Below are 21,266 nucleotides of genomic sequence, written 5' to 3' on the forward strand. Positions count from 1 at the left end.
ATATCAGACGATCGAGGGATGGAAGTCCGATGAAATGGGAGCCGACGGCTCAGGCGCGCACGTACCGCGAGAGCAGGAGGTCGTCCGATCGCAGGAGGTGCTGCAACCGCATCGGTCGCGGTGCTTCGGACGCGGGACCCGCGGAGACCCGGACACTCTCCCCGCCGACGAGCGACGGACTGATCGTCAGACAGAGTTCGTCGACGGCGTCAGCGGCGATGAACGAGCCGAAGAGTGCCGGACCACCCTCGCACAGGATCTGCCGCAGACCGCGGTCGGAGAGCGTCTCGACGACACGCGCCGGTTCGACGTGTTCGTCGCCGCACGCCACCACGTCGGCGACCGCCTCGAGTGCCGCGCGTTTCGCGGGGTCGGCGCGGTCGGTCGTCACGACGAGCGGCCGGACCGGTGCCTGGGTGAAGACCTCGGAGCGGAGATCGAGGTCGAGCGAGCCCGACACGATCGCGAACACCGGGTGCAGGGGGAGGTCGTGGTCGTCGCGCCACGTCGCGGCGTCGACGTCGAGCCGCATGGCACCGTAGCCCTCGTCGCGTACGGTCCCGGCACCGACGAGCACGACGTCGGAGAGTCGACGCAGGATGTCGAACACGGTCTTGTCGGCCGGGCCGCCGAGGCCGCCGGAGACGCCGTCGACGGTCGCTCCACCGTCCAGGCTCGTCACGAAGTTCACGCGGACGGTCGTGGCGGAGCGGTCCTCGACGGTGTAGGCCGCCACGAGCTCGTCGACCGACAGCGGTCGGTCCTGCGCGGGGACCAGGCTCGTGATGCTGGGGGTGCTCATGTGACTCCTCGGGGGTTCCGGATCAGACGTTGTGGACGGGCGCCACCGGTGCGCGGAAGCCGAGGATCGCCTCGGTCATCCGCACGGCCGCGATCGACTCGGGCACGGCGTGCATCCGCACGATGCGGGCGCCGAGGAGGATGCACGCCGCAGCGGACACCAGTGACCCCTCGAGACGTTCCGACTTCGGGCGGTCGAGGGACTCGCCGATGAAGTCCTTGTTGGAGACCGCGGCGAGCGTCGGCAGCCCGAGCGCGGCGATCTCGTCGAACCGTCGGGTGAGTTCGAGCGTCTGCACGGTGTTCTTGTTGAGGTCGTGCCCGGGGTCCACGATGAGCCGTGACTCGGGGACGCCGTGCGAGAGCGCGAGGTCGACGCGGGCCGCCAGGAAGGCGGCGACCTCACCGGCGACGTCGTCGTAATGGGGGCGGGGATGCGGCTGCCTCGGCCTGGCCAGACTGTGCGTGATGACGAGGGTGGCCTCGCTCGCGGCGACGACGTCCGCGAGCGCCGGGTCGTGGATCCCCGTCGTGTCGTTGATGACGGAGGCGCCCGCCGCGATGCAGGCCGCCGCCACCTCGGGGCGGAAGGTGTCGACGGAGATGACGACGTCGCTCCGTGCGGCGAGCGCCTCCACGACGGGGAGCACGCGGTCGATCTCCTCGGCGGTGGGGATCTCCGGCCCGGGGGCGAACTTGGCTCCGCCGATGTCGACCCAGTCGGCGCCCTGTTCTGCGGCGGTCACGGCGGCGTCGACGGCTCGGTCCAGTGAGAACGTCGCGCCCTGGTCGAAGAAGGAGTCCGGGGTGCGGTTGATGATCGCCATGACCGCGACCTGCTTCGAGAAGTCGAACGTCCGCGCTCCGATCCGGCGGATCGGTTGGCGGATCGGGGGGAGCGGGAAGCCGCCGGTCCGTTCGGGGTGTCGGTCTGACCGGGGCTCCGTGCTCGTCATGGGTCAATCATGACGCGTCCGGCGCGAGAGGATGCCGCGTGACGCGTCGTCCGCAGCCGATTGACAGCGGTGGCCGGTGGGCGATGGGGTCATGGGTGTCGGTGGCTCGGCGTAGGCTGTCCCGGTGACGCTTCAGGGTTTGACTCACGCGCTTCGGCGCGCCGCAACGATCGACGATGCCCTCGCGTACGCGGGCAAGAGCGCGGACTTCTCCGTGATCGACGGGCTGCGTGCACCGCTCCTCGCGGCGCTCATGGACGAGCGCGGTCGGCAGGGTGCCGCCCAGGCGGCCCTCGTCGTCACCGCGACCGGCCGCGACTCCGAGCGGCTCCGCTCCGCGCTCAGCGACCTCATGCCAGAGGCCGAGATCGTCGAGTTCCCGGCCTGGGAGACCCTGCCACACGAGCGCCTCAGCCCGAGCGCCGAGATCGTCGGCCGACGCCTGGAGGCGCTGCGGCGGCTCGGCGCCTGGACGGGGGAGCGGCCGTTCCTCCTCGTCGCGTCGGTGCGCGCCGCGCTGCAGCCCGTGGCCGACAACCTCACCGAGACCGCTCCGATCGAGCTCGTCCAGGGCGGTCGCGGACACGACCTCGCCGCGATCGCGCTGCGACTCGTCGAACTCGCGTACACCCGGGTCGACATGGTGTCGCGGCGTGGTGAGTTCGCGTTGCGCGGTGGCATCCTCGACGTCTTCCCGCCGGTCGCCGACCACCCGTACCGGGTCGAGTTCTTCGGCGACGAGGTCGACGGCATCCGGGCGTTCTCGGTCGCCGACCAGCGTTCGCTGCCCGAGCCGGTCGACGCGATCCGACTGCCGCCGTCCCGTGAGCTGCTCCTCAGCCCGGCCGTCCGGCAGCGCGCCGCGGAGATGCAGCACGAGTTCCCGAGCCTCACCGGGATCCTCGAGAAGATCGCGGAGGGCATCGCGGTGGAGGGCATGGAGTCGCTCTCCCCGGCCCTCGTCGACCGCCTCGTCCCGATCACCCATTACCTGCCGGATGGAGCGGCCATCGCCGTCGTCTCACCGGAGCGCGTCGTCACGAGGTCGATCAGCCTCGCCGAGACGAACCGCGAGTTCCTCGCCGCCGCATGGAGCGCCGCGACCGTCGGTGCGAACGCGCCGATCGACCTCGCCTCCGGCGACTTCATCTCGCTGGGCGCCCTGAAGGAGTCCGTCACCTTCAGCGCTCCCGGCCAGCCGGCGCCCGACCACCCGTGGTGGACGTTCAGCGGATTCCGCGCCGGCCCCGACGTCGAGACGCTCCCGGAGCACCTCGAACTCGATGAGCTCCTCACCGTCACGGTCGACGGCGACACCGTGCCGAGCTTCCACGGCAACGTCGAGGGCGCCATCGAACACGTCGCCGACCGCATCCGCGAGGGGTGGACGGTCATCGTCGCCGCCCGTGGGGTCGGTCTCGTCGAGCGTGCGGCGGACGTCCTCGCCGAGCACGAGATCGCGGCCCGCATGGTCGACGAGCTGCCGGCCGCCCCGGAGCCCGGGGTCGCCTATCTGCTGCAGGCCGACGTCGAGGGCGGCTTCGAGCTGGAGACGTCGAAGCTCATGCTGCTCGGCGAGACCGAGTTCTACGGACGCACCGCCGGGTACGACTCGCGCCTGGTCAAGAAGCTCGCCACCCGACGCAAGAACGTCGTCGACCCGATGCAGCTCCGGTCCGGCGACTTCGTCGTGCACCAGACCCACGGCATCGGCAAGTTCGTCGAGATGACCCGGCGCGAGGTCTCGAGCGGTGGACGCAACCCGGTGAAGAGCACCCGCGAGTACCTCGTGCTCGAGTACGCACCCTCGAAGCGCGGCTACCCGGGCGACAAGCTGCTCGTCCCCACGGACCAGCTCGACCTCCTCACCCGCTACGTGGGCGGCGAGGCTCCGCAACTCAGCAAGATGGGCGGCAGCGACTGGTCGCAGGCGAAGAGCAAGGCGCGCAAGGCCGTCCGCGACATCGCCGTCGAGCTGGTCAAGCTCTACTCGGCGCGCATGGCGTCGAAGGGGCACGCCTTCGGTCCAGACACCCCGTGGCAGCGCGAGCTCGAGGAGGCGTTCCCGTTCGCGGAGACCCCCGATCAGCTGCAGACCATCGACGAGGTCAAGGCCGACATGGAGCGCGAGATCCCGATGGACCGCCTCCTCTCCGGCGACGTGGGGTTCGGGAAGACCGAGGTCGCCGTCCGTGCCGCGTTCAAGGCCGTCCAGGACGGCAAGCAGGTCGCGATGCTCGTGCCGACCACCCTGCTCGTCAAGCAGCACTTCGAGACCTTCCAGGAGCGGTTCGCCGGGTTCCCCGTGCACCTGCGGCCGCTCAGCCGGTTCCAATCCGACAAGGAGGCGCGGGAGGCGCTCGCCGGACTCGCCGACGGCACGGTCGACGTCATCATCGGGACGCACCGTCTGCTGACCGACAAGGTGCACTTCAAGGACCTCGGCCTCGTCATCATCGACGAGGAGCAGCGGTTCGGTGTCGAGCACAAGGACGCCCTCAAGAAGCTGAAGACGAACGTCGACATCCTGGCCATGAGCGCGACCCCGATCCCGCGCACGCTCGAGATGGCGGTCACCGGCATCCGGGAGATGTCCACGCTTGCGACGCCACCGGAGGACCGCCACCCGATCCTGTCCTTCGTCGGTCCGTACAACGGCAAGCAGGTCGGTGCGGCGATCCGGCGCGAGCTCCTGCGCGAGGGCCAGATCTTCTTCGTGCACAACCGGGTCTCGTCCATCAGCCGCGTCGCGGCGGACCTCGCGGAGCTCGTCCCCGAGGCGCGCATCGCCATCGCCCACGGGCAGCTCGGCGAGGCCGCGCTCGAACAGGTCGTGGTCGACTTCTGGGAGCGCCGTTTCGACGTCCTCGTCTGCACGACGATCATCGAGACCGGCCTCGACATCTCGAACGCGAACACGATCATCATCGACCGCGCCGACAAGTACGGCCTGAGCCAGCTGCACCAGCTGCGGGGTCGCGTCGGCCGCGGTCGCGAGCGCGCCTACGCGTACTTCCTGTACGACGAGCACAAGCCGCTCTCCGAGACCGCCCACGACCGGCTCTCGACCATCGCGGCGAACAACGAGCTCGGCAGCGGCATGCAGGTCGCCCTGAAGGACCTCGAGATCCGCGGCGCGGGCAACATGCTCGGCGGCGAGCAGGCCGGCCACATCGCGGGCGTCGGCTTCGACCTCTATCTGCGCATGATCGGCGAGGCCGTGTCCACCTTCCGTGGCGACGTCGCCGAAGGGCAGACCGAGCTCCGGCTCGAACTGCCCGTCGACGCACACATCCCCGAGGAGTACGTCGACAGCGAGCGGCTGCGGCTGGAGGCCTACCAGAAGCTGTCGGCCGCGTCCGGACCTGCGGCCAAGGACGGCCAGATCGACCTCGTGATCGACGAACTCGCCGACCGATACGGCGAGCCGCCGGCGCAGGTGAGTACGCTCATCGCCGTGTCGCGGCTCCGTCAGCGTGCGCAGCGCTCGGGACTCAGCGACCTCATCGCCGTCGGACCGAACCTGCGGGTCACGCCCGCCGACCTCCCCGACTCCATCCAGACGCGGCTGCGACGCATGTATCCCGGCGCGAAGTACCTGGCCCAGACGAATACCGTCATCGTGCCGTTGCCGCGCGTCGGCGACGAACCGCTGGCCGACACCGACCTCATCGCCTGGGTGCAGCAGTTCCTGAACGCGATCTACCCGCTGCCGGAGGGCTCGACGTCGTCCTAGCGGGCAGCCGCAGATGGGCCCGCGGGACGACAGCGTCGGTACCCGCGGCCGATCCGACGGTCGTCGTCCATCCCTAGCGTGGAGGGATGAAGAAGTTCCTCCGCATCGTCCTCACCGGGATCGCAGCGCTCGTCGCGCTCGTGCTCGCCGGGCTCCTCACGACCACCATCGTCAACACCGCCGCATCGGCCTCTGAGGCCACGCGCATCGAGGAGTACGGGCAGCGGGTCGAGGTCGACGGCAAACGCATGAACGTGTCGATCACGGGGGAGGGTGATCAGACGATCGTCCTCCTGCCCGGCTTCGGCACCGGTTCGCCCGTGCTCGACTTCTCGCCGCTCGTCGGGGAGCTCTCGTCGTCGTACCGGGTGGTCGTGGTCGAGCCCTTCGGATACGGGCTGAGCGACCAGACCGACGTGCCGCGAACGACCGAGAACATCGTGTCCGAGATCCACGAGGCGGTCGCCGGGCTCGGCATCGACCGGTACGTGTTGATGGGGCACTCCATCGCGGGAATCTATGCGCTGGACTACGTCGAGCGGTTCCGCGGCGAGGTGACGGCGTTCGTCGGCATCGACAGCAGCGTGCCCGATCAGCCGGGCATGGATGCCGCGCTGCCGGTCGACGCCCTGCGTGCGGCGAAGGCACTCGGCATCACCCGGCTCGTCACGGCGCTGTCGGGCGACCCGTACCCGGATCCGCCGTACGACCAGCACACGCGTGAGCAGCTCGGGATGATCTCGCTGCGCAACACCTCGAGTGCGACGTCCTCGGACGAGATGTCGCGCATCGCGGCGAACTTCCGAGCGGCGAAGGGGAAGACCTTCCCGGCAGACCTCCCGGTGCTGCTCTTCGCCCAGCGGGACAACCCGACGGTGGAGGGGTGGCTGCCGCTCCATGAGGAGCAGGCTGCGAGCGTCGACCGAGGAGAGGTCGTGCCGCTCGACGCCGACCACTACTTGCACCACACGAAGTCCCGCGAGATCGCGGCGGACGTCGACCGCTTCGTCACGGCTCCAGGCGTCGGGTAGCCGGTCGCCGGGCCCGGCCGTCGGCCTGCGGACGGACGTATGCTGGTGCCCACGATCCCGTCGAGTCGGAGGAACCCATGGCGACCAGCATCCGGACGAAGCAGGAGCCGAAGGTGGTCGTGGCCGACGCCGTGGCCCGGCTCCGACAGACCTTCGACCGCGGCACCACGAAGCCCGTCGCCTGGCGGCTCCGCCAACTCCGTGCGTTGAAGCAACTGCTCCTCGAACGCGGCGGCGAGCTCGAGCGGGCGCTGGCGACCGACCTGGGCAAGAGCGGCACCGAGGCGCAGATCACCGAGATCGGGCTCCTCGTCGGCGAGATCGACCACACGCTGAAGCACCTGAAGCGCTGGGTGCGGCCCCGACGCGTCGCGGTGCCGCTCACCCTCGCCCCGGCGTCGGCATCGGTCGTGGCGGAGCCCGTCGGCGTCGTCCTCGTCATCGGCCCGTGGAACTATCCGGTCCAGCTCTGCATCGGTCCCGTCATCGGGGCGCTCGCCGCGGGTGACGCGGTCCTGCTGAAGCCGAGCGAGCTCGCCCCCGCCACGAGCGCCGCACTCGCGCGCCTCCTCCCGGAGTACCTCGACGACCGTGCCGTCGCGGTGGTCGAGGGCGATGCGGAGGTCGCCACCGCCCTCCTCGCCGAGCGGTTCGACCACATCTTCTACACGGGTGGAGCCGCCGTGGGCAAGGTCGTCGCCCGGGCCGCGGCGGAACATCTGACCCCGATCACCCTGGAACTCGGCGGGAAGTCGCCGGTGTACGTCGACGACACCGTTGACCTCGCGGACGCGGCCCGCCGGATCGTCTGGGGCAAGCTCATGAACGCCGGCCAGACCTGTGTCGCCCCCGACTACCTGCTCGCGACGCGCTCGGTCGCCGATCGGCTCGTCCCGTACCTGCGCGACGCGATCGCGGCGCTCTACGGCCCTAACCCCGCCGACAGTGCCGACTACGGCCGCATCATCTCCGACAAGCACTTCGCCCGGGTCAGCGGTCTGCTCGACGGTCTCGAACCGGCCCTGGGCGGAGGGGCCGACGCCTCGGAGCGGTACATCGCCCCGACGGTCGTGAACGGCGTCGACGCTTCGGCGTCGATCATGCAGGAGGAGATCTTCGGTCCGATCCTGCCGATCCTCCACGTGTCCGGCCTCGAACAGGCCATCGCGCACATCCGGGCGGGGGAGAAGCCGCTCGCGCTCTACGTCTTCAGCGACGACCGCGCCACGCGGAAGCGGTTCACGCGCGACACCTCCTCGGGCGCGTTGGCGTTCGGCGTGCCGGCCGCGCACCTCCTCGTGCCGGGTCTGCCGTTCGGCGGTGTCGGGGCCAGCGGAATGGGCGCGTATCACGGTCGCCATTCCTTCGACACGTTCAGTCACGCGAAGGCGGTGTTCTCCAAGCCGCTGTCCCCGGACACGCTGTCGCTCGTCTACCCGCCCTTCACCGAAGCGCGCGACCGGATCGCGCGACTGATCTCGAAGACCGGCAGCACCGACGACCGCCGCCCGTGGGGAGCCCGTCGGTGAGCAGCGAGCCCGTCGGCGACACCTCCGCTGAGCGCCTCGTCGACGCCATGCGGCAGATCCGCGACCGTTGCGTCTGGACGCAGGGCATCGACCACGACATGCTCGTGCCGTACCTCATCGAGGAGAGCTACGAGCTCGTCGAAGCGGTCGAGGCCGGGACGCGCGACGAACTCGTCGAGGAACTCGGCGACGTGCTGTGGCAGGTCGTCTTCCACGCGGAGATCGCGTCCCGTGACGCCGATGCGCCGTTCGACTTCGACGACGTCGCCGAGGCCGTCACCCGCAAGATGGTCCACCGTCATCCGCACGTGTTCGGCGACGAAGCAGCGCCGACGCCGGAGGACGTGGTGCGCGTCTGGAACGCTGCGAAGGCCGAGGAGAAGGCGAAGCGCAGTAGCGCGCTCGAGGGGATCCCGCAGGGGATGCCGTCGCTCGCCCTCGCCGACAAGGTGCTGGGCAGGGCCGTGCCGCTCGGGGTGGGCCCGACGGTCGACGCTGATGTCGTGGACGACGAGGACGCCCTGGGGGAGCAGCTCCTCGCCGTGGTCGCTGCAGCACGGGCGAACGGGCTCGACGCGGAACGGGCGCTCCGGGGTGCCGTCCGTCGGTTGAGCGCGCGAGTGCAGGACGCCGAGCGTCCGGTGGCGTCACCGACCGACGGCTGAGCGAGGGGGGTCGCCGGGCGCCTGCTCACGGTGCCGGTTCCCCGCCATGCCAGAATTGAGGCATGGCAGCTCCAGTGAACCCGCCGCGCGGCATGCGCGATTTCCTCCCCGCCGACAAGGCCCGTCGGGAGCACGCGCTGGGCACCATCCGTCGGGTCTTCACCGCGCACGGTTTCGACGAGATCGAGACGCCGGTGGTCGAGGAGTACGACCGGCTGCACTCCGGGCTCGGCGGTGACAACGAGAAGATGGCGTTCAACATCCTCCGGCGCAAGCTCACCCCGGAGGCCATCGTGGCCGCGGCGGACAACCAGACCGAACTCACCGACCTCGGCCTGCGGTTCGACCTCACCGTGCCGCTTGCCCGGTTCTACGCGACGCACCGGGCTGAGCTCCCGCCGGTGTTCCGCTCGATCCAGATCGCGCCGGTCTGGCGCGGCGAACGGCCGCAGCAGGGCCGGTACCGCCAGTTCGTGCAGTGCGACATCGACATCATCGGAGAGTCGTCGAACCTCGCCGAGACCGAGCTCATCATCGCGACCCTCGGTGCGCTCGCGGAGCTCGGCATCACCGGCTGCAGCGTGCGGATCAACGACCGCCGACTCCTCATCGGCATGCTCGAGTCGCTGGGCTTCCCTGCCGACGAGCACGCGCAGGTGCTCATCACGATCGACAAGCTCGACAAGATCGGTCAGCAGGGCGTGGTCGCCGAACTGCGCGACCGTGGCGTCGACGCCACCGCCGTCGACGCGCTCGAGGCCTTCTTCTCCCGTCCACAGACGATGGAGTTCAACACCTTCGGCGAGCGGGCGATCCGCAAGGCGCTGCCGCTCGGTGCCGACGACGCCGTCGTCGCGGAGCTCGACGCACTCGGGAAGGCCGTCGCCGCGGCCACGTCCCTCCAGGGTCAGCCGGCCGACCCCTTCGCGAACCCGCTCGTGTTCGATCCCTTCCTGGTGCGGGGCATGGGGTACTACACGGGCGCCATCTTCGAGATCGCGCACCCCGACCTCGGGTACTCGCTCGGCGGCGGCGGTCGCTACGACGGCATGATCGGGCGTTTCCTCGGCCAGGACGTGCCGGCGGTCGGGTTCTCGATCGGCTTCGAGCGCATCGTCGACCTCATCGAGCTCCCCGCGGGCGCGGCCGCGGATGCCGTCGTGCTCGTGCACGACCGCGACGTGCCTCCCGTGACGCTCGTGGCGTTGAAGGCCAAGCTCGTCGCCCAGGGGCGTCGGGTGCGCCTCGAAGCCCGCGTGAAGAACCTCAAGGCCCTCCTCGACCGCGTGTCGGCAGACGGCTTCGGAGCCTTCGCGTTCGTCTCGGCCGACTCGACCCTCGAGTCGCTCGAGTTCAAAGCGCTCGACTGACGATTCCCGCACCCGCTTCGCGCTCCTCGGCGCGCTTCCGAGCCGCTGCCCAGCTCGTCGGTGCAGGATGGAGCATTCGGCCGGATCGCCTCCCTCGATCGATCCGTCCGCTCTGCCCCCGATCGAAGAACTGGTTCCCCCGATGAGCGTCATGGCCCCTGCAGCGCGCCCTCGGCGCGCGCCGGAGTCGACCGGTCCCACGCGCCGCCGGGTGAGCCTCGTACGGCGCCGGGCGACCACGCTCGCGCTGGCCGTCGGTGTCCCGCTCGCCCTGCTGACGGCCGCCCACGCCCTCGTCCCCGACATCCTCGGCCTCGGACTCGTCTGGGACAACGCCCTGCCGTGGACATGGGTCGTGCTGCCGGTGCTCTTCCTCGTCCTCCTCGTCGCCCGCACGCCGGGTGCCGTCATCGGTCTCCTCGCGCCGACGCTCGTCTGGGCCTTCCTGTTCGGCCCCGGCGTCGTCCCCATGGGTGACGCACGTTCGGCGGTCCCGGCCGAGGCCTCCCTCACGGTCGCCAGCCAGAACCTCGGGCCGGAGGGCGATCCCGCGGTCATCGCGGCCTCCCTCCAGGCCAGTGGGGCGGATCTCATCGCGCTCCAGGAGATCGAGGACCACGACCGCGAACCGCTCGCCGCGACGCTCGACGAGCAGTACCCGTACTCCGTGCTCACGGGGACGGTGGGTCTCTGGAGCCGCTATCCGATCGCCGACTCGGTCGGGCTGAAGCTCGGCCTCGACTGGTACCGGGCGATCAACGCCGTCGTCGACACCCCGTCCGGAGCCGTGAGCGTCTACGTGATCCACGCCGACTCCGCGCGTCCGGGTGCGCACGCCGAACGGGACGTGATGCTCGCGGAGTTGGCCGACACCGTCGCGGCGAACACCCGCGATCGGATAGTCGTCATGGGCGACTTCAACGCCTCCGCCTCCGACCGGGCGCTCGCCGCACTCCAGAGCGAGGTGTCGGAGCCCAATCAGAGTGAGGGCGGCTTCGGACTCACCTGGCCGGCCGGGACACCGCTCATGCGACTCGACCACGTCTTCGTCCGCGGCATGACCGCGACCCACAACGCCGTCGGCGACGCCGAGGGCAGCGACCACCACGGCATCGTGTCGAGCTTCCGGCTCGACCGCTGACCGCGCGCCTCGGGCGACGATCCGCGGCTCTGCGCCCGTTCAGCCGATGTCACTAGACTGAGCGCGGGCGGCCGTCGTACCCGTCCCACGTCCCAATCCCCACAAGGAGAACATCAGTGGCACTCATCGAGGCAGTAGGCGCTCGCGAAATTCTCGACTCCCGAGGCAACCCGACCGTCGAGGTCGAGGTGCTCCTGGAAGACGGCACGGTCAGCCGTGCAGCAGTCCCGTCCGGCGCATCGACCGGTGCGTTCGAAGCGTACGAGCTGCGTGACGGCGATGCCGCGCGTTACCTCGGCAAGGGTGTCGAGAAGGCGGTCGACGCCGTCCTCGACGAGATCGGCCCGGCACTCGAGGGCATCGAGGCGGACGACCAGCGCCTCGTCGACCACACCATGATCGAGCTCGACGGCACCGAGAACAAGAGCCGCCTGGGCGCGAACGCGATCCTCGGTGCGAGCCTCGCGGTCGCCCGTGCCGCTGCGGACTCCGCAGACCTGTCGCTCTACCGCTACGTCGGCGGCGCCAACGCCCACGTCCTCCCGGTCCCGATGATGAACATCATCAACGGTGGCTCGCACGCCGACACCGGCGTCGACATCCAGGAGTTCATGATCCTCCCGATCGGCGCTCCGAGCTTCCGTGAGGCGCTCCGCTGGGGCACCGAGACGTACCACACGCTCAAGGGCCTGCTGAAGTCGAAGGGCTTCGCGACCGGCCTCGGCGACGAGGGTGGCTTCGCCCCCGACTTCGAGCACAACCGTGCGGCCCTCGACTTCATCGTCGAGGCCATCGAGCAGGCCGGCTTCACGGTCGGCACCGACATCGCGCTCGGCCTCGACGTCGCCTCCAGCGAGTTCTACAAGGAGGGCGCGTACCAGTTCGAGGGCAAGGCGCTCAACAGCACCGAGATGACCGCGTACTACGCCGACCTCGTCGCGAACTACCCGCTCATCACCATCGAGGACCCGCTGGCCGAGGACGACTGGGCGGGCTACGCCCACCTCACCCCCGAGCTCGGCTCCAAGGTCCAGATCGTCGGAGACGACCTGTTCGTCACGAATCCGAAGCGTCTCGCCGACGGCATCGCCAAGGGTGCGGCGAACTCGCTGCTCGTCAAGGTCAACCAGATCGGGACGCTCACCGAGACGCTCGACGCGGTCTCCCTCGCGCAGCGCTCCGGCTACACGACGATCCTGTCGCACCGCTCCGGCGAGACCGAGGACACCACGATCGCCGACCTCGCGGTCGCCACGAACGCGGGCCAGATCAAGACCGGTGCGCCTGCGCGCAGCGAGCGGGTCGCGAAGTACAATCAGTTGCTGAGGATCGAAGAGGAGCTGGGCCAGGCAGCCGTCTACGCCGGCCGCAGCGCCTTCCCCCGGTTCACCGCCTAAGCATCGTCACCTGAAGGCTCTCAGGGGTGCCGATCGGCACCCCTGAGAGCCTTCGTCGTGTGCGGGAGGCGCCTGTGAAGAAGCCATCGATGCCGGCCGGCGGCGAGTCGAAGCCCACGCCGTCCGGCAGCGGAGCAGCGTCCTCCTCGTCCTCCGGCTCGTCGAAGCAACGACCGACGTCGAAGCCCCGATCGAGCTCCGCGGATGCCTCCTCCAAGCGCGCCTCCTCGTCGTCCAAGCGCCCGACTGGAGCCACCGCGAAGCCCGCGCGCTCCGCAGGCACAGCCCCGCGGTCGACGACGAAGGCACCGCGATCCGCGTCGGCCGGTTCCTCGGCACCGCGCTCGCGGACCGGCTCGACACGGACCGCCCCGGCACGCCAGTCGGACGCCGGCGGCTGGTTGCGGAGTCTGCGACTGTCCGGGTTCAGCGTCCTGCTCCTCGGGATCCTCGTGCTCGGGGTCGTCGTCCTGGCGCCGAACCTCAAGACCTTCCTCGAGCAGCGGCAGCAGATCGCCGCGCTGGAGGCCGGTGTCGCCGACACCCAGAAAAAGGTGGACGCGCAGCAGGCCGAACGCGAGCGCTGGAACGACCAGAGCTACGTCATGACGCAGGCACGCGACCGCCTGTTCTACGCCCTGCCCGGCGAGGTCAGCTACATCATCATCAACGACGTCGACCCGGCCTCGTTGCCCACCACCGAGACACCCGTGAGCGACACGCTCGTCGACTCGCAGTCCGACTGGCTCGACGGTCTGCTGTCCTCGCTCGTCGCCACCGGCTACTCGCCGGCCCCCGTCGCGACCGACACCCCCGTTCCCACGCAGACGACGCCTCCCGCCGGCGGCTGACGTCCGGACGCAGTGGTGAACCCGGCGATAATGGAACCATGAGCACCCCTCCTTTCGGCCCCGTCTCCGAGCGCGACGTCGAGATCGTGTCGGCGCAACTGGGACGCCCGGCCCGAAACGTCGTCGGCATCGCGGCGCGCTGTGTCTGCGGCGCCCCGACGGTCGTTTCCACCGCTCCTCGCCTGGCCGACGGCACGCCGTTCCCCACGTTCTACTACCTGACCCACCCGGCCGCCACGGCTGCGGTCTCCTCGCTCGAGGCGACCCAGGTGATGAACGAGTACAACGAGCTCTTGGCCGAGGACGAAGCGGTCCGCGCCGACTACGCCACCGCACACACGGCCTACCTCGCCGACCGCACCTCCATCGCCGAGGTCGCCGAGATCGACGGGATCTCCGCCGGAGGTATGCCGGTGCGGGTCAAGTGCCTCCACGCGCTCGTCGGCCACGCCCTCGCGGCTGGTCCGGGCGTCAACCCCATCGGCGACCTCGCGCTCGACCGCGCGAGCTGGAGCCCCGAGGTGTGCGCATGCGCGGACGGCCAGGCGGGGCAGGGATAGGCCCCGCACGCGACGGGGGTCGCCTGTGGGGGAGTGACGGTCCGCGACGCGGAGACCGTCGTCGTCCGCGCGGCCTCCGAGGTGCGCTGTCGGCGCTGTCCGTGGTGATCCTGGCGTTCCTGCTCGTGGGGACGCAGGCGCTCCCGGCGTCGGCGGACACGGTGCGCGACATGCAGTACTGGCTCGGCGACTACGGCTTCACGACGGCGTGGGAGACGACGAAAGGCGCCGGTGTCACCGTCGCCGTGATCGACACCGGCATCGCGAGCGGTCCTGCGGAGTTGACCGGTGCGGTCGCGGGTGGCGTCGACGTCTCCGGGCTCGGGAGTCCCGACGGCCGGACACCGGTGGGCTCCGAGGGGAGCGAGCACGGGACGTTGGTCGCCTCGATGATCGCCGGACGTGGTCGCACGGGCGGTGCCGGGGTCATCGGTGTGGCGCCAGAAGCGCGCCTGCTCTCCGTCTCGGTCGGGTTCGGCTCCGACGGGTCGGCCGTCGTCCCCTGGGACGATCAGATCGCGACCGCCGTCCGGTGGGCGGTGGACAACGGCGCCGACGTCATCAACATGTCGCTGACGCGCAACAGCCTCGACTGGCCGACGAGCTGGGACGACGCCTTCCTCTACGCCTTCTCGCACGACGTCGTCGTGGTGGCTGCAGCGGGTAACCGGGGGAGCGGGACGGTCGAGGTCGGTGCTCCGGCGACGATCCCGGGTGTGCTGACCGTCGCCGGTGTCGACCGCGCGGGGTCGGCGAGCTTCGACGCCTCGAGCCAGGGCATCACGATCGCCGTCGCTGCGCCGAGCGAGCAACTCGTCGGGGTGACGCCCGCCGGGTCCTACGTGCAGTGGCAGGGGACGAGCGGGGCGGCGCCGATCGTCTCCGGACTCGTGGCCCTCGTCCGCTCCGCCTGGCCGGAGCTCAGCGCCGCCGACGCCATCAAGCGCGTGACGGCAACGGCGAAGCAGGTGGGCGACTCCGCGCAGAGCCCCATTTACGGTGCAGGACTCATCGACGCCGCGAAGGCGGTCAGCGGTTCCGTCGGTCCGGCGGCGACCTCGCCGGAGCAGCAGCTGTCCGACTGGATCACGCTCTACCGACGGGCACCGCAGGTCCCCGATCCCGATCCGGGTGCCGAGCAGCCGTCGCCGACACCGGAGCCGGTACCCCCGGCGATCCCGGAGAACGAGGCCGTCGAGGTGCGCGCGAACCCGTTCCTCCCGACGCCGAGCACCCTGCTCTACGGCTCGCTGCCACTGGCGCTCCTCCTCGGAACTGGTAGCCTGGTCACGCTCGGTGTCATAGGCGCTACCAGGCATTTCAAGCGGGTGCTGCAGAAGTAGTACTCTGTTCCGATATTCTCAGACACTCATCTGAACCAATCGTCTTGACGTAGGAGATCGTTCGCCGTGCCCAAAATTCTGATCGTCGGTGGTGGTTACGCCGGGTTCTACACCGCATGGAAGCTCGAGAAGCAGCTTCGTCGTGGTGAGGCCGAAGTCACCATGGTCGACCCGCTGCCCTACATGACCTACCAGCCCTTCCTGCCGGAGGTCGCCGCCGGTTCCATCGAGCCGCGTCACGCGGTCGTCTCGCCGCGTCGCCACCTGAAGCACACCAACGTGATCACCGCCAAGGTCACGGGCATCAACCACGCCGAGAAGAAGGCGACCATCACGCCCGAGGTCGGTGAGCCCTGGGAGGTCGACTACGACATCATCGTCGTCACCGCCGGAGCCGTCTCCCGCACCTTCCCGATCCCCGGTGTCGCCGACACCGCGATCGGTCTCAAGACCATCGAAGAGGCCGTCGCGATCCGCGACCGCGTGCTCTCCAACTTCGACAAGGCCGCGAACCTGCCGGCCGGGCCCGAGCGCGACCGCCTGCTGACCTTCACGGTCGTCGGTGGCGGCTTCGCCGGTATCGAGGTCTTCGCCGAGCTGCGTTCGTTCGCGAGCTCGCTGCTGAAGTTCTACCCGCAGCTCTCCTTCGAGGACACGCACTTCCACCTCATCGAGGCCATGGGTCGCATCATGCCCGAGGTCAAGATCGAGACGAGCCACTGGGTCCTCAAGAACCTGGCCGAGCGCGGCGCGCTCGTGCACCTCGACACCCAGCTGCAGTCGGCGGTCGACGGCAAGATCGAGCTCTCGACCGGTGAGTCGTTCGAGTCCGACCTCATCGTCTGGACCGCCGGTGTCATGGCGAACCCGGGCGTCGTCCGTGGTGGCGACCTCCCCGTCGAGGAGCGCGGACGCATCAAGACCCGCGCCGACCTCCGCGTCGGCACCGACGACGACATCGTCGAGGGCGCTTGGGCGGCCGGCGACGTCTCCGCCGTCCCCGACCTCAGCGGTGGTGGCGTCGGTGGCTTCTGCGTGCCGAACGCTCAGCACGCCGTCCGTCAGGGCAAGCTCCTCGCGAAGAACATCACCGCGGTCCTCCGCGGCGAGGAGCCGAAGAACTACTTCCACAAGAACATGGGTGCGGTCGCCGGTCTCGGCATCGGCGTCGGCGTTTTCCAGTCCGGCAACCTCGCGATCAAGGGCCTTCCGGCCTGGTTCGCGCACCGTGGGTACCACGGGCTGGCCATGCCGAGCTTCGAGCGCAAGTTCCGCGTGTTCGGTGGCTGGTGGAACAACTTCTGGCTGGGACGCGACATCGTCTCCCTGTCGGCCGTGCAGACGCCGCGTGAGGCCTTCGAGACCTTCGCGTCTCGCCCGAAGCCCCCGGCGGACGCTGCGGCCCCCGCGGCAGCTCCGGCGGCTCCCGCAGCCGCTGAGAAGCCCGCTCGCAAGGCTCCCGTGAAGCGCAAGCCGAAGGCCGCCCCGGCCGAGGCCGCAGCGCCAGCCGCCGAGGCGCCTGCCGGCACCGGCGCCCCGACCGGTGCCGACGACGAGCAGGCCTACGCGACGCCTGCTGAGGAAGTCAGCGCGAACAAGTAGTCCGGTCCGGAGCCCAGCTCCGTTCCTCGAGAGGCGCATGTCATCCGGTCCGCCGGGGCATGCGCCTCTCGGCGTTCGACGCCTCGATACGATGAGGTGCACGCCCCCGTAGCCCAATTGGCAGAGGCAGGCGACTTAAAATCGCCGCAGTGTGGGTTCGAACCCCACCGGGGGTACGACGCGTACCGCCTCCCGCATGGAAGGATGGACGCATGGCTACCCGCACGATCACGACGCTCGTCGACGACCTCGACGGTTCCGACATCCCACGCGGGCTGGGGGAGACGGTCCGGTTCGGTATCGACGGCGAGAACTACGAGATCGACCTGACCGACGACAACGCGGCGGCACTGCGCGAGACGCTGGCGTCGTACGTCGAGGCCGCGCGACCTGTCATCGCGTCGGCATCGCTCCGCCGCCTGCACTGAGTGGTCTGCACGTTCGCCTCGATCCTGCAAGGGTCCCTGCCGGGCGTGGCAGCGCGACTAGCGTGCTCAGCATGAGTACTCCGAGCGACCACGACCACGCACTGAACGACGACGAGCAGACGAGCAAGGACCGCACGTACAGCCCTTCCAGCGAGGCGGAGACTGCGGCCAAGCAGGACGACGGGCAGCCCGTCGTCCGCGATCCCGACATCGCCTCCGGCATGATCAACGTCGCCCCCGGCACCGGTGGTCCGGATGACACCGGCGACGTCGACGTGGACCCGGGTGAGCTCCACATCCCTCGCGACCCCGACAGCGCGCACTGAGACAACGATGCCTCGGGCGTTGACCCCTGAACGGGGTGCACAAAACCGACGACGCGGACGCGACACGGCGGTGTTGCGTCACGCAAGGTGCCTCGAGTCCGCTACCTTCGAGGTGGGGGCGTCACCCGTGAGCCGGTCCCGGAAGCCGCAAGCTTCTTGGTCGACCGGTTGCTAGACGCCTCAAGTGAGGGCGAGGTATTCGGGTTACCTCGCCCTCACGCTTGCCTGCCGCATCTTCCGGCCCGGCGGCACGTCCTCGACGGTAGGCTGAAACGATGCAGGAGATCACCCCCACCGAACTGAGCAAGCTCGAGCAGGCCGTCATCATCGACGTCCGCGAAGCCGACGAGGTCGCCGTCGCCAGCGTGCCCGGTGCCCGACACCTGCCGATGTCGTCCTTCCTCGATCACCTCGACGAGGTGCCCCGCGAAGAGACCGTGTACGTCATGTGCCATTCCGGCGGCCGCAGTGCCCGCGTCACGGGTTACCTCGAGCAGCAGGGCTACGACGCCGTGAACGTCACCGGGGGTATCTCCGAGTGGGCTGCCAGCGGCCTGCCGGTCGAGCGTCCCACCGACGCCGGCTGAGTCGTCCCCGACGACCGGATCGCGATCGTCGCGTCCCCTGGCGCCCGGGCGATCGGATCAGCGCCGCTTGCGTCTCGCGATCTCATCCGAGAGCTGTTGCACCAGGGCGGGATCCGCGTCGCGCGCGAGGGCGACGTAGTGGTCCATGACGTCTGGGCGGTAGCGCACGGGCAACGTCTGTCCGGGGGCGAGCCGGGTGAGCTCAGTGATCGTGAAGCTCTCGTCGGCGATCCCGCGGAACGACACACCGTCGGCGGTCTCCACGTCGAGCATCAGGACCAGGCGTGGATTGTTGTTGACCTCCCGCCAGTCGACGAGGACGCCGAGCGCCAGCGTCCCCGTACGCAGTTCGGCGTTCCGCTTGCGAGCATCTCCGCTGAGGACCGGATTCGGGGCGACGCCGGGGAATGCGGGCCCGACGCCCAGCGCTTCCCGACTCAGGTCAGGCCTGAGCTGCGCCATGAGATCGTCGAGCTTCCTCTTCGAACCGAACATCCCGAACCCTCCCGCACCTCGGCACCGGGTTCTCGACCCGGTGTGTGGCCTTCACCGCGATTGTAGGGCAGGGCCGTTCCCAACCGCCGTCGCCGGAGTGGCCTAGCGTGCCTCGATGAGCGGCCGGAGGTGACGGTTCCAGGCCCACGTCCCAGCTCCGACCGCCGCGAAGGCGAGCGACCCCAGCAGGAGCCCGACGAGCGTTTCACCCGCACCCGGAACCGTCGCCGTCGGGCCCAGGAGCCCGAACAGCAGCGTGAAGCCCACGAATGCGCTGCCGAGCCACACCGGCCTCGACCAGGCGAGCATGGCGCGTCCACCGAGCGGCCCGAGGGGGAGGAGCGCGATCGACGCGGATCCGATCCCCGCGATCGCGGTCAGGTTCACGGCCTCGACGAGCATCGCGCCTGCACCGCCGCTCGGCTCGCCGGCCAGCGCCGACACGAGCCAGGCGATCGAACCGAGCCCGGCGGCCGCAGCGATCCGGGCCAGCGCGAGGCGGCCCGCGATGCGCGGCGTGATGGCATCGGAATCGGTCTCCACCGAGGCTGTCGAGCCGACTTCATGCGTTTCGGGTCTCCGGGTCGGCCGGAGTTCGGTCAGCAGCGCGAAGAGCAGAGCCGGCTGCAGAGCCAGGAGGCGTGAGAGCGCGGTGACGATGCCGACCGTCACCAGTCCGCCGACACGGACGCTGACGCTCATCGAGCCCAGCCCGGCTCGACGGGCGACGACGAGCTGCGCGAGCAGGCCCACGACGTTGATCGCGACCACGGCGACGAGCGAGGCGAACCACAGTCGGAGATACGCCGGCTGACCGCTCACGGGGTGCGCGAACATCAGGATGCCTGCCGCGAGCACGGCGGTGATGACGGCCAGCGCTGTGCGACTCGGGAGCGGGACCGACGGGACCCGCTCGAACTCGTCCCTCGGTCGGTTTCGCCCGGTGACCGCTGCACGACGACGGTCGGCGATCGTGGCGCGCCAGGGGGCGATGGAGGTCGCGAGGAGTCGGGCCGGGATCGCGATGAGCGCCACCGCAGCGAGGGCGAGGAGGGCGGCGAGCCACCAGACCGGCTGGCCGCGGCCGTCGATCGTGGAGGCGAGGGTCTGCGTGAACGGTGTCGTCCCCGACCAGAGCCCGCCACCGCCGCTGGGTGGGGCGGCGCCGGGCACCGGTTCGCCGCTGGGCGACGGGGTCGGCTGCTGCGTTCCCGGAGCGGGTGCCCCGGGCGCGGGCGCGGGCTCGGTGCCGTCGGACGGCGATGGGGAGGCGGACGGTGCCGGCGTGGCGGGCGTGGCCGATGCGTCGCCGAACGTCAGGGTGATCGCCCTACTCGCCCCGCTCGTGTTGCCCGCGGCATCCTGCTGGATCGCCAGGACGACGTGCGCGCCCGCCGGCACGCCACCGCCCGAGCAGCTCCAGGCGCCACCGGTGACGACCGCCGTGCAGACCGACGTCGAGTCGGCGAAGACCGTGACGGTCGCGCCCTCCTCGCCGGTGCCGGCGTAGCTCGCCGCCGAGATCGGCATCGCCTGTCCGGCCGTCGGTGAGGACATCACGGGCGGAGCCGGAGCGTCGCGGTCGATGGTGAGCACGATCGGAGCGGACGCGTCGGAGCGCTGATTGCCGCTGAACGACGCCTGCTGCGTCGCCGTCACGGACAGGTCGCCGGTCGGCAGCGGCTCGCCCAGCACGCAGAACCAACTTCCGGAGCTGTCCGCCGCGAAACTGCAGGTGGCACCGGAGTCGGCGCGGACCGTCACCGTCGCCCCGGGGTAGGCGGTGCCGCGGACGCCGCCGTTGCTCGGCGTCCCCTCGGTGATGGTGGGCGGTCCGAGCGCGGACACGGAGATCTGTGCGGAGAGCGTCTCCGGGCTGCCGACCTCCACGGCGGTGATGAGCAGTCCGCCGCCGTCGGGCAGGTCGATCGTGCAGGACCAGTCGGTGCTGTCGTCCTGCGGCAGGATGCAGACCGGCTCGAGACCGTCGCCGACCTGCAGCTGGACGCCCGTGCCGGCGTCCTTCGTCCCGGTGACCGTGGTGCTGCCGCTGCCGATGAAGGAACCGGAGCCGGGACTCGTGATGGTCGGACCGTCGAGTGGCGGTGGGGTCGGCGTTGCAGCGCTCTCGCTCGGGGTGGGGAGCGGCTCGGGCGTCGCTGATGCAGGACCCGCGACGGTCGTCGTCCAGAGTCCGGCCGAGAGGAAGACGGCGAGGAGGATCGCGACGCGTCCGATCGAGCGATTCGATCGGACTCCTCTTCCTGCGCGCGCGTGTTCCCCGGTCACCGTCTCCATTCCCCCAAGATCACCGCGGGAAGTCAACCTCCCGCGCCAGATCGGGTCACATTCCCGGCCGATCCGCACGGGAAAACCATCGCGACAGGTGCGCTCGGGCCAGCGGTCCGCCATACTTGCGCGACTGGGTCATCCGTCCCAGTCGAGTCG

At 70.1% G+C, this 21,266-nt stretch carries 19 protein-coding genes and 1 tRNA gene; 15 read left to right on the forward strand and 5 right to left on the reverse strand.

The genetic code is table 11. From position 1 onward, the window contains the following. Positions 1-49: 49 nt before the first annotated feature. A complete protein-coding gene (locus ITJ66_RS08025) occupies positions 50-802 on the reverse strand; it encodes a pyrimidine reductase family protein (RefSeq protein ID WP_194644321.1) in 753 nt (250 codons plus the stop codon). 22 nt (positions 803-824) lie between these two features. Then, positions 825-1,757, reverse strand: a complete 933-nt coding sequence (folP, locus tag ITJ66_RS08030; protein ID WP_137242007.1) for a dihydropteroate synthase — start codon at positions 1,755-1,757, stop codon at positions 825-827. A gap of 124 nt (positions 1,758-1,881) precedes the next feature. Between folP and mfd the strand changes: the two genes are divergently transcribed. From mfd to eno, 7 genes are all read left to right on the forward strand, one after another. Further along, the gene (mfd, locus tag ITJ66_RS08035) at positions 1,882-5,493 is read left to right on the forward strand and encodes a transcription-repair coupling factor (protein WP_194644322.1); all 3,612 of its coding nucleotides are present in this window, start codon (positions 1,882-1,884) and stop codon (positions 5,491-5,493) included. A gap of 86 nt (positions 5,494-5,579) precedes the next feature. After that, entirely contained in the window at positions 5,580-6,524 is a 945-nt protein-coding gene (locus ITJ66_RS08040; protein WP_194644323.1) for an alpha/beta fold hydrolase, read from the forward strand. 77 nt (positions 6,525-6,601) lie between these two features. Beyond that, positions 6,602-8,053, forward strand: a complete 1,452-nt coding sequence (locus ITJ66_RS08045) for an aldehyde dehydrogenase family protein (RefSeq protein WP_192005277.1) — start codon at positions 6,602-6,604, stop codon at positions 8,051-8,053. Next, the gene (locus tag ITJ66_RS08050) at positions 8,050-8,718 is read left to right on the forward strand and encodes a MazG family protein (RefSeq protein WP_370582590.1); all 669 of its coding nucleotides are present in this window, start codon (positions 8,050-8,052) and stop codon (positions 8,716-8,718) included. The genes ITJ66_RS08045 and ITJ66_RS08050 overlap by 4 nt, the downstream gene beginning before the upstream one ends. Before the next feature lie 62 nt (positions 8,719-8,780). Next, the gene (gene hisS / locus ITJ66_RS08055) at positions 8,781-10,088 is read left to right on the forward strand and encodes a histidine--tRNA ligase (protein WP_194644324.1); all 1,308 of its coding nucleotides are present in this window, start codon (positions 8,781-8,783) and stop codon (positions 10,086-10,088) included. Between the two features lie 211 nt (positions 10,089-10,299). Next, positions 10,300-11,229, forward strand: a complete 930-nt coding sequence (locus tag ITJ66_RS08060) for an endonuclease/exonuclease/phosphatase family protein (protein ID WP_137242003.1) — start codon at positions 10,300-10,302, stop codon at positions 11,227-11,229. 116 nt (positions 11,230-11,345) lie between these two features. After that, positions 11,346-12,626 (forward strand): phosphopyruvate hydratase, encoded by a 1,281-nt coding sequence (gene eno / locus ITJ66_RS08065; RefSeq protein WP_056007454.1) that lies wholly within the window; start codon positions 11,346-11,348, stop codon positions 12,624-12,626. Here the strand turns inward: eno and ITJ66_RS08070 are convergent. Continuing rightward, positions 12,616-12,864 (reverse strand): hypothetical protein, encoded by a 249-nt coding sequence (locus tag ITJ66_RS08070; protein ID WP_161578539.1) that lies wholly within the window; start codon positions 12,862-12,864, stop codon positions 12,616-12,618. The genes eno and ITJ66_RS08070 overlap by 11 nt on opposite strands. A gap of 163 nt (positions 12,865-13,027) precedes the next feature. On the opposite strand from ITJ66_RS08070, the gene ITJ66_RS08075 reads away from it, so the two are divergent. The 8 genes from ITJ66_RS08075 to ITJ66_RS08110 all read left to right on the forward strand — a co-directional run bounded on the left by ITJ66_RS08075 (position 13,028) and on the right by ITJ66_RS08110 (position 18,323). Then, positions 13,028-13,477 (forward strand): septum formation initiator family protein, encoded by a 450-nt coding sequence (locus ITJ66_RS08075; RefSeq protein WP_161578538.1) that lies wholly within the window; start codon positions 13,028-13,030, stop codon positions 13,475-13,477. Positions 13,478-13,515: 38 nt separating this feature from the next. Next, positions 13,516-14,037 (forward strand): DUF501 domain-containing protein, encoded by a 522-nt coding sequence (locus ITJ66_RS08080; protein ID WP_124768964.1) that lies wholly within the window; start codon positions 13,516-13,518, stop codon positions 14,035-14,037. A 101-nt stretch (positions 14,038-14,138) separates the two neighbouring features. Beyond that, positions 14,139-15,380: a S8 family serine peptidase gene (locus ITJ66_RS08085; RefSeq protein WP_370582591.1), complete on the forward strand. Its 1,242-nt coding sequence runs from the start codon at positions 14,139-14,141 to the stop codon at positions 15,378-15,380. Between the two features lie 66 nt (positions 15,381-15,446). Beyond that, positions 15,447-16,982, forward strand: coding sequence for an NAD(P)/FAD-dependent oxidoreductase (locus ITJ66_RS08090; RefSeq protein ID WP_194644326.1), 1,536 nt, complete (start codon positions 15,447-15,449; stop codon positions 16,980-16,982). A gap of 102 nt (positions 16,983-17,084) precedes the next feature. After that, a tRNA-Leu gene (locus tag ITJ66_RS08095) sits at positions 17,085-17,158 on the forward strand. A 36-nt stretch (positions 17,159-17,194) separates the two neighbouring features. Continuing rightward, positions 17,195-17,410 (forward strand): Lsr2 family protein, encoded by a 216-nt coding sequence (locus ITJ66_RS08100; protein WP_064296464.1) that lies wholly within the window; start codon positions 17,195-17,197, stop codon positions 17,408-17,410. A gap of 71 nt (positions 17,411-17,481) precedes the next feature. Further along, on the forward strand, positions 17,482-17,736 hold the full coding sequence (locus tag ITJ66_RS08105; protein WP_138946673.1) for a hypothetical protein: 255 nt from the start codon (positions 17,482-17,484) through the stop codon (positions 17,734-17,736). 275 nt (positions 17,737-18,011) lie between these two features. Then, positions 18,012-18,323 carry a rhodanese-like domain-containing protein gene (locus tag ITJ66_RS08110; protein ID WP_194644327.1) on the forward strand — a complete coding sequence of 104 codons (312 nt, stop codon included), beginning with the start codon at positions 18,012-18,014 and terminating at the stop codon, positions 18,321-18,323. A 57-nt stretch (positions 18,324-18,380) separates the two neighbouring features. Here ITJ66_RS08110 and ITJ66_RS08115 read toward each other — a convergent pair whose 3' ends face one another. Continuing rightward, positions 18,381-18,818 (reverse strand): hypothetical protein, encoded by a 438-nt coding sequence (locus ITJ66_RS08115; RefSeq protein ID WP_194644328.1) that lies wholly within the window; start codon positions 18,816-18,818, stop codon positions 18,381-18,383. Between the two features lie 102 nt (positions 18,819-18,920). Continuing rightward, positions 18,921-21,107 carry a hypothetical protein gene (locus ITJ66_RS08120; protein ID WP_194644329.1) on the reverse strand — a complete coding sequence of 729 codons (2,187 nt, stop codon included), beginning with the start codon at positions 21,105-21,107 and terminating at the stop codon, positions 18,921-18,923. Positions 21,108-21,266 lie beyond the last annotated feature (159 nt).

Origin of the sequence: Plantibacter sp. VKM Ac-2885 (genome assembly GCF_015351205.1) — a bacterium.
In the GTDB taxonomy this organism is placed as follows: Bacteria; Actinomycetota; Actinomycetes; order Actinomycetales; family Microbacteriaceae; genus Plantibacter; species Plantibacter auratus.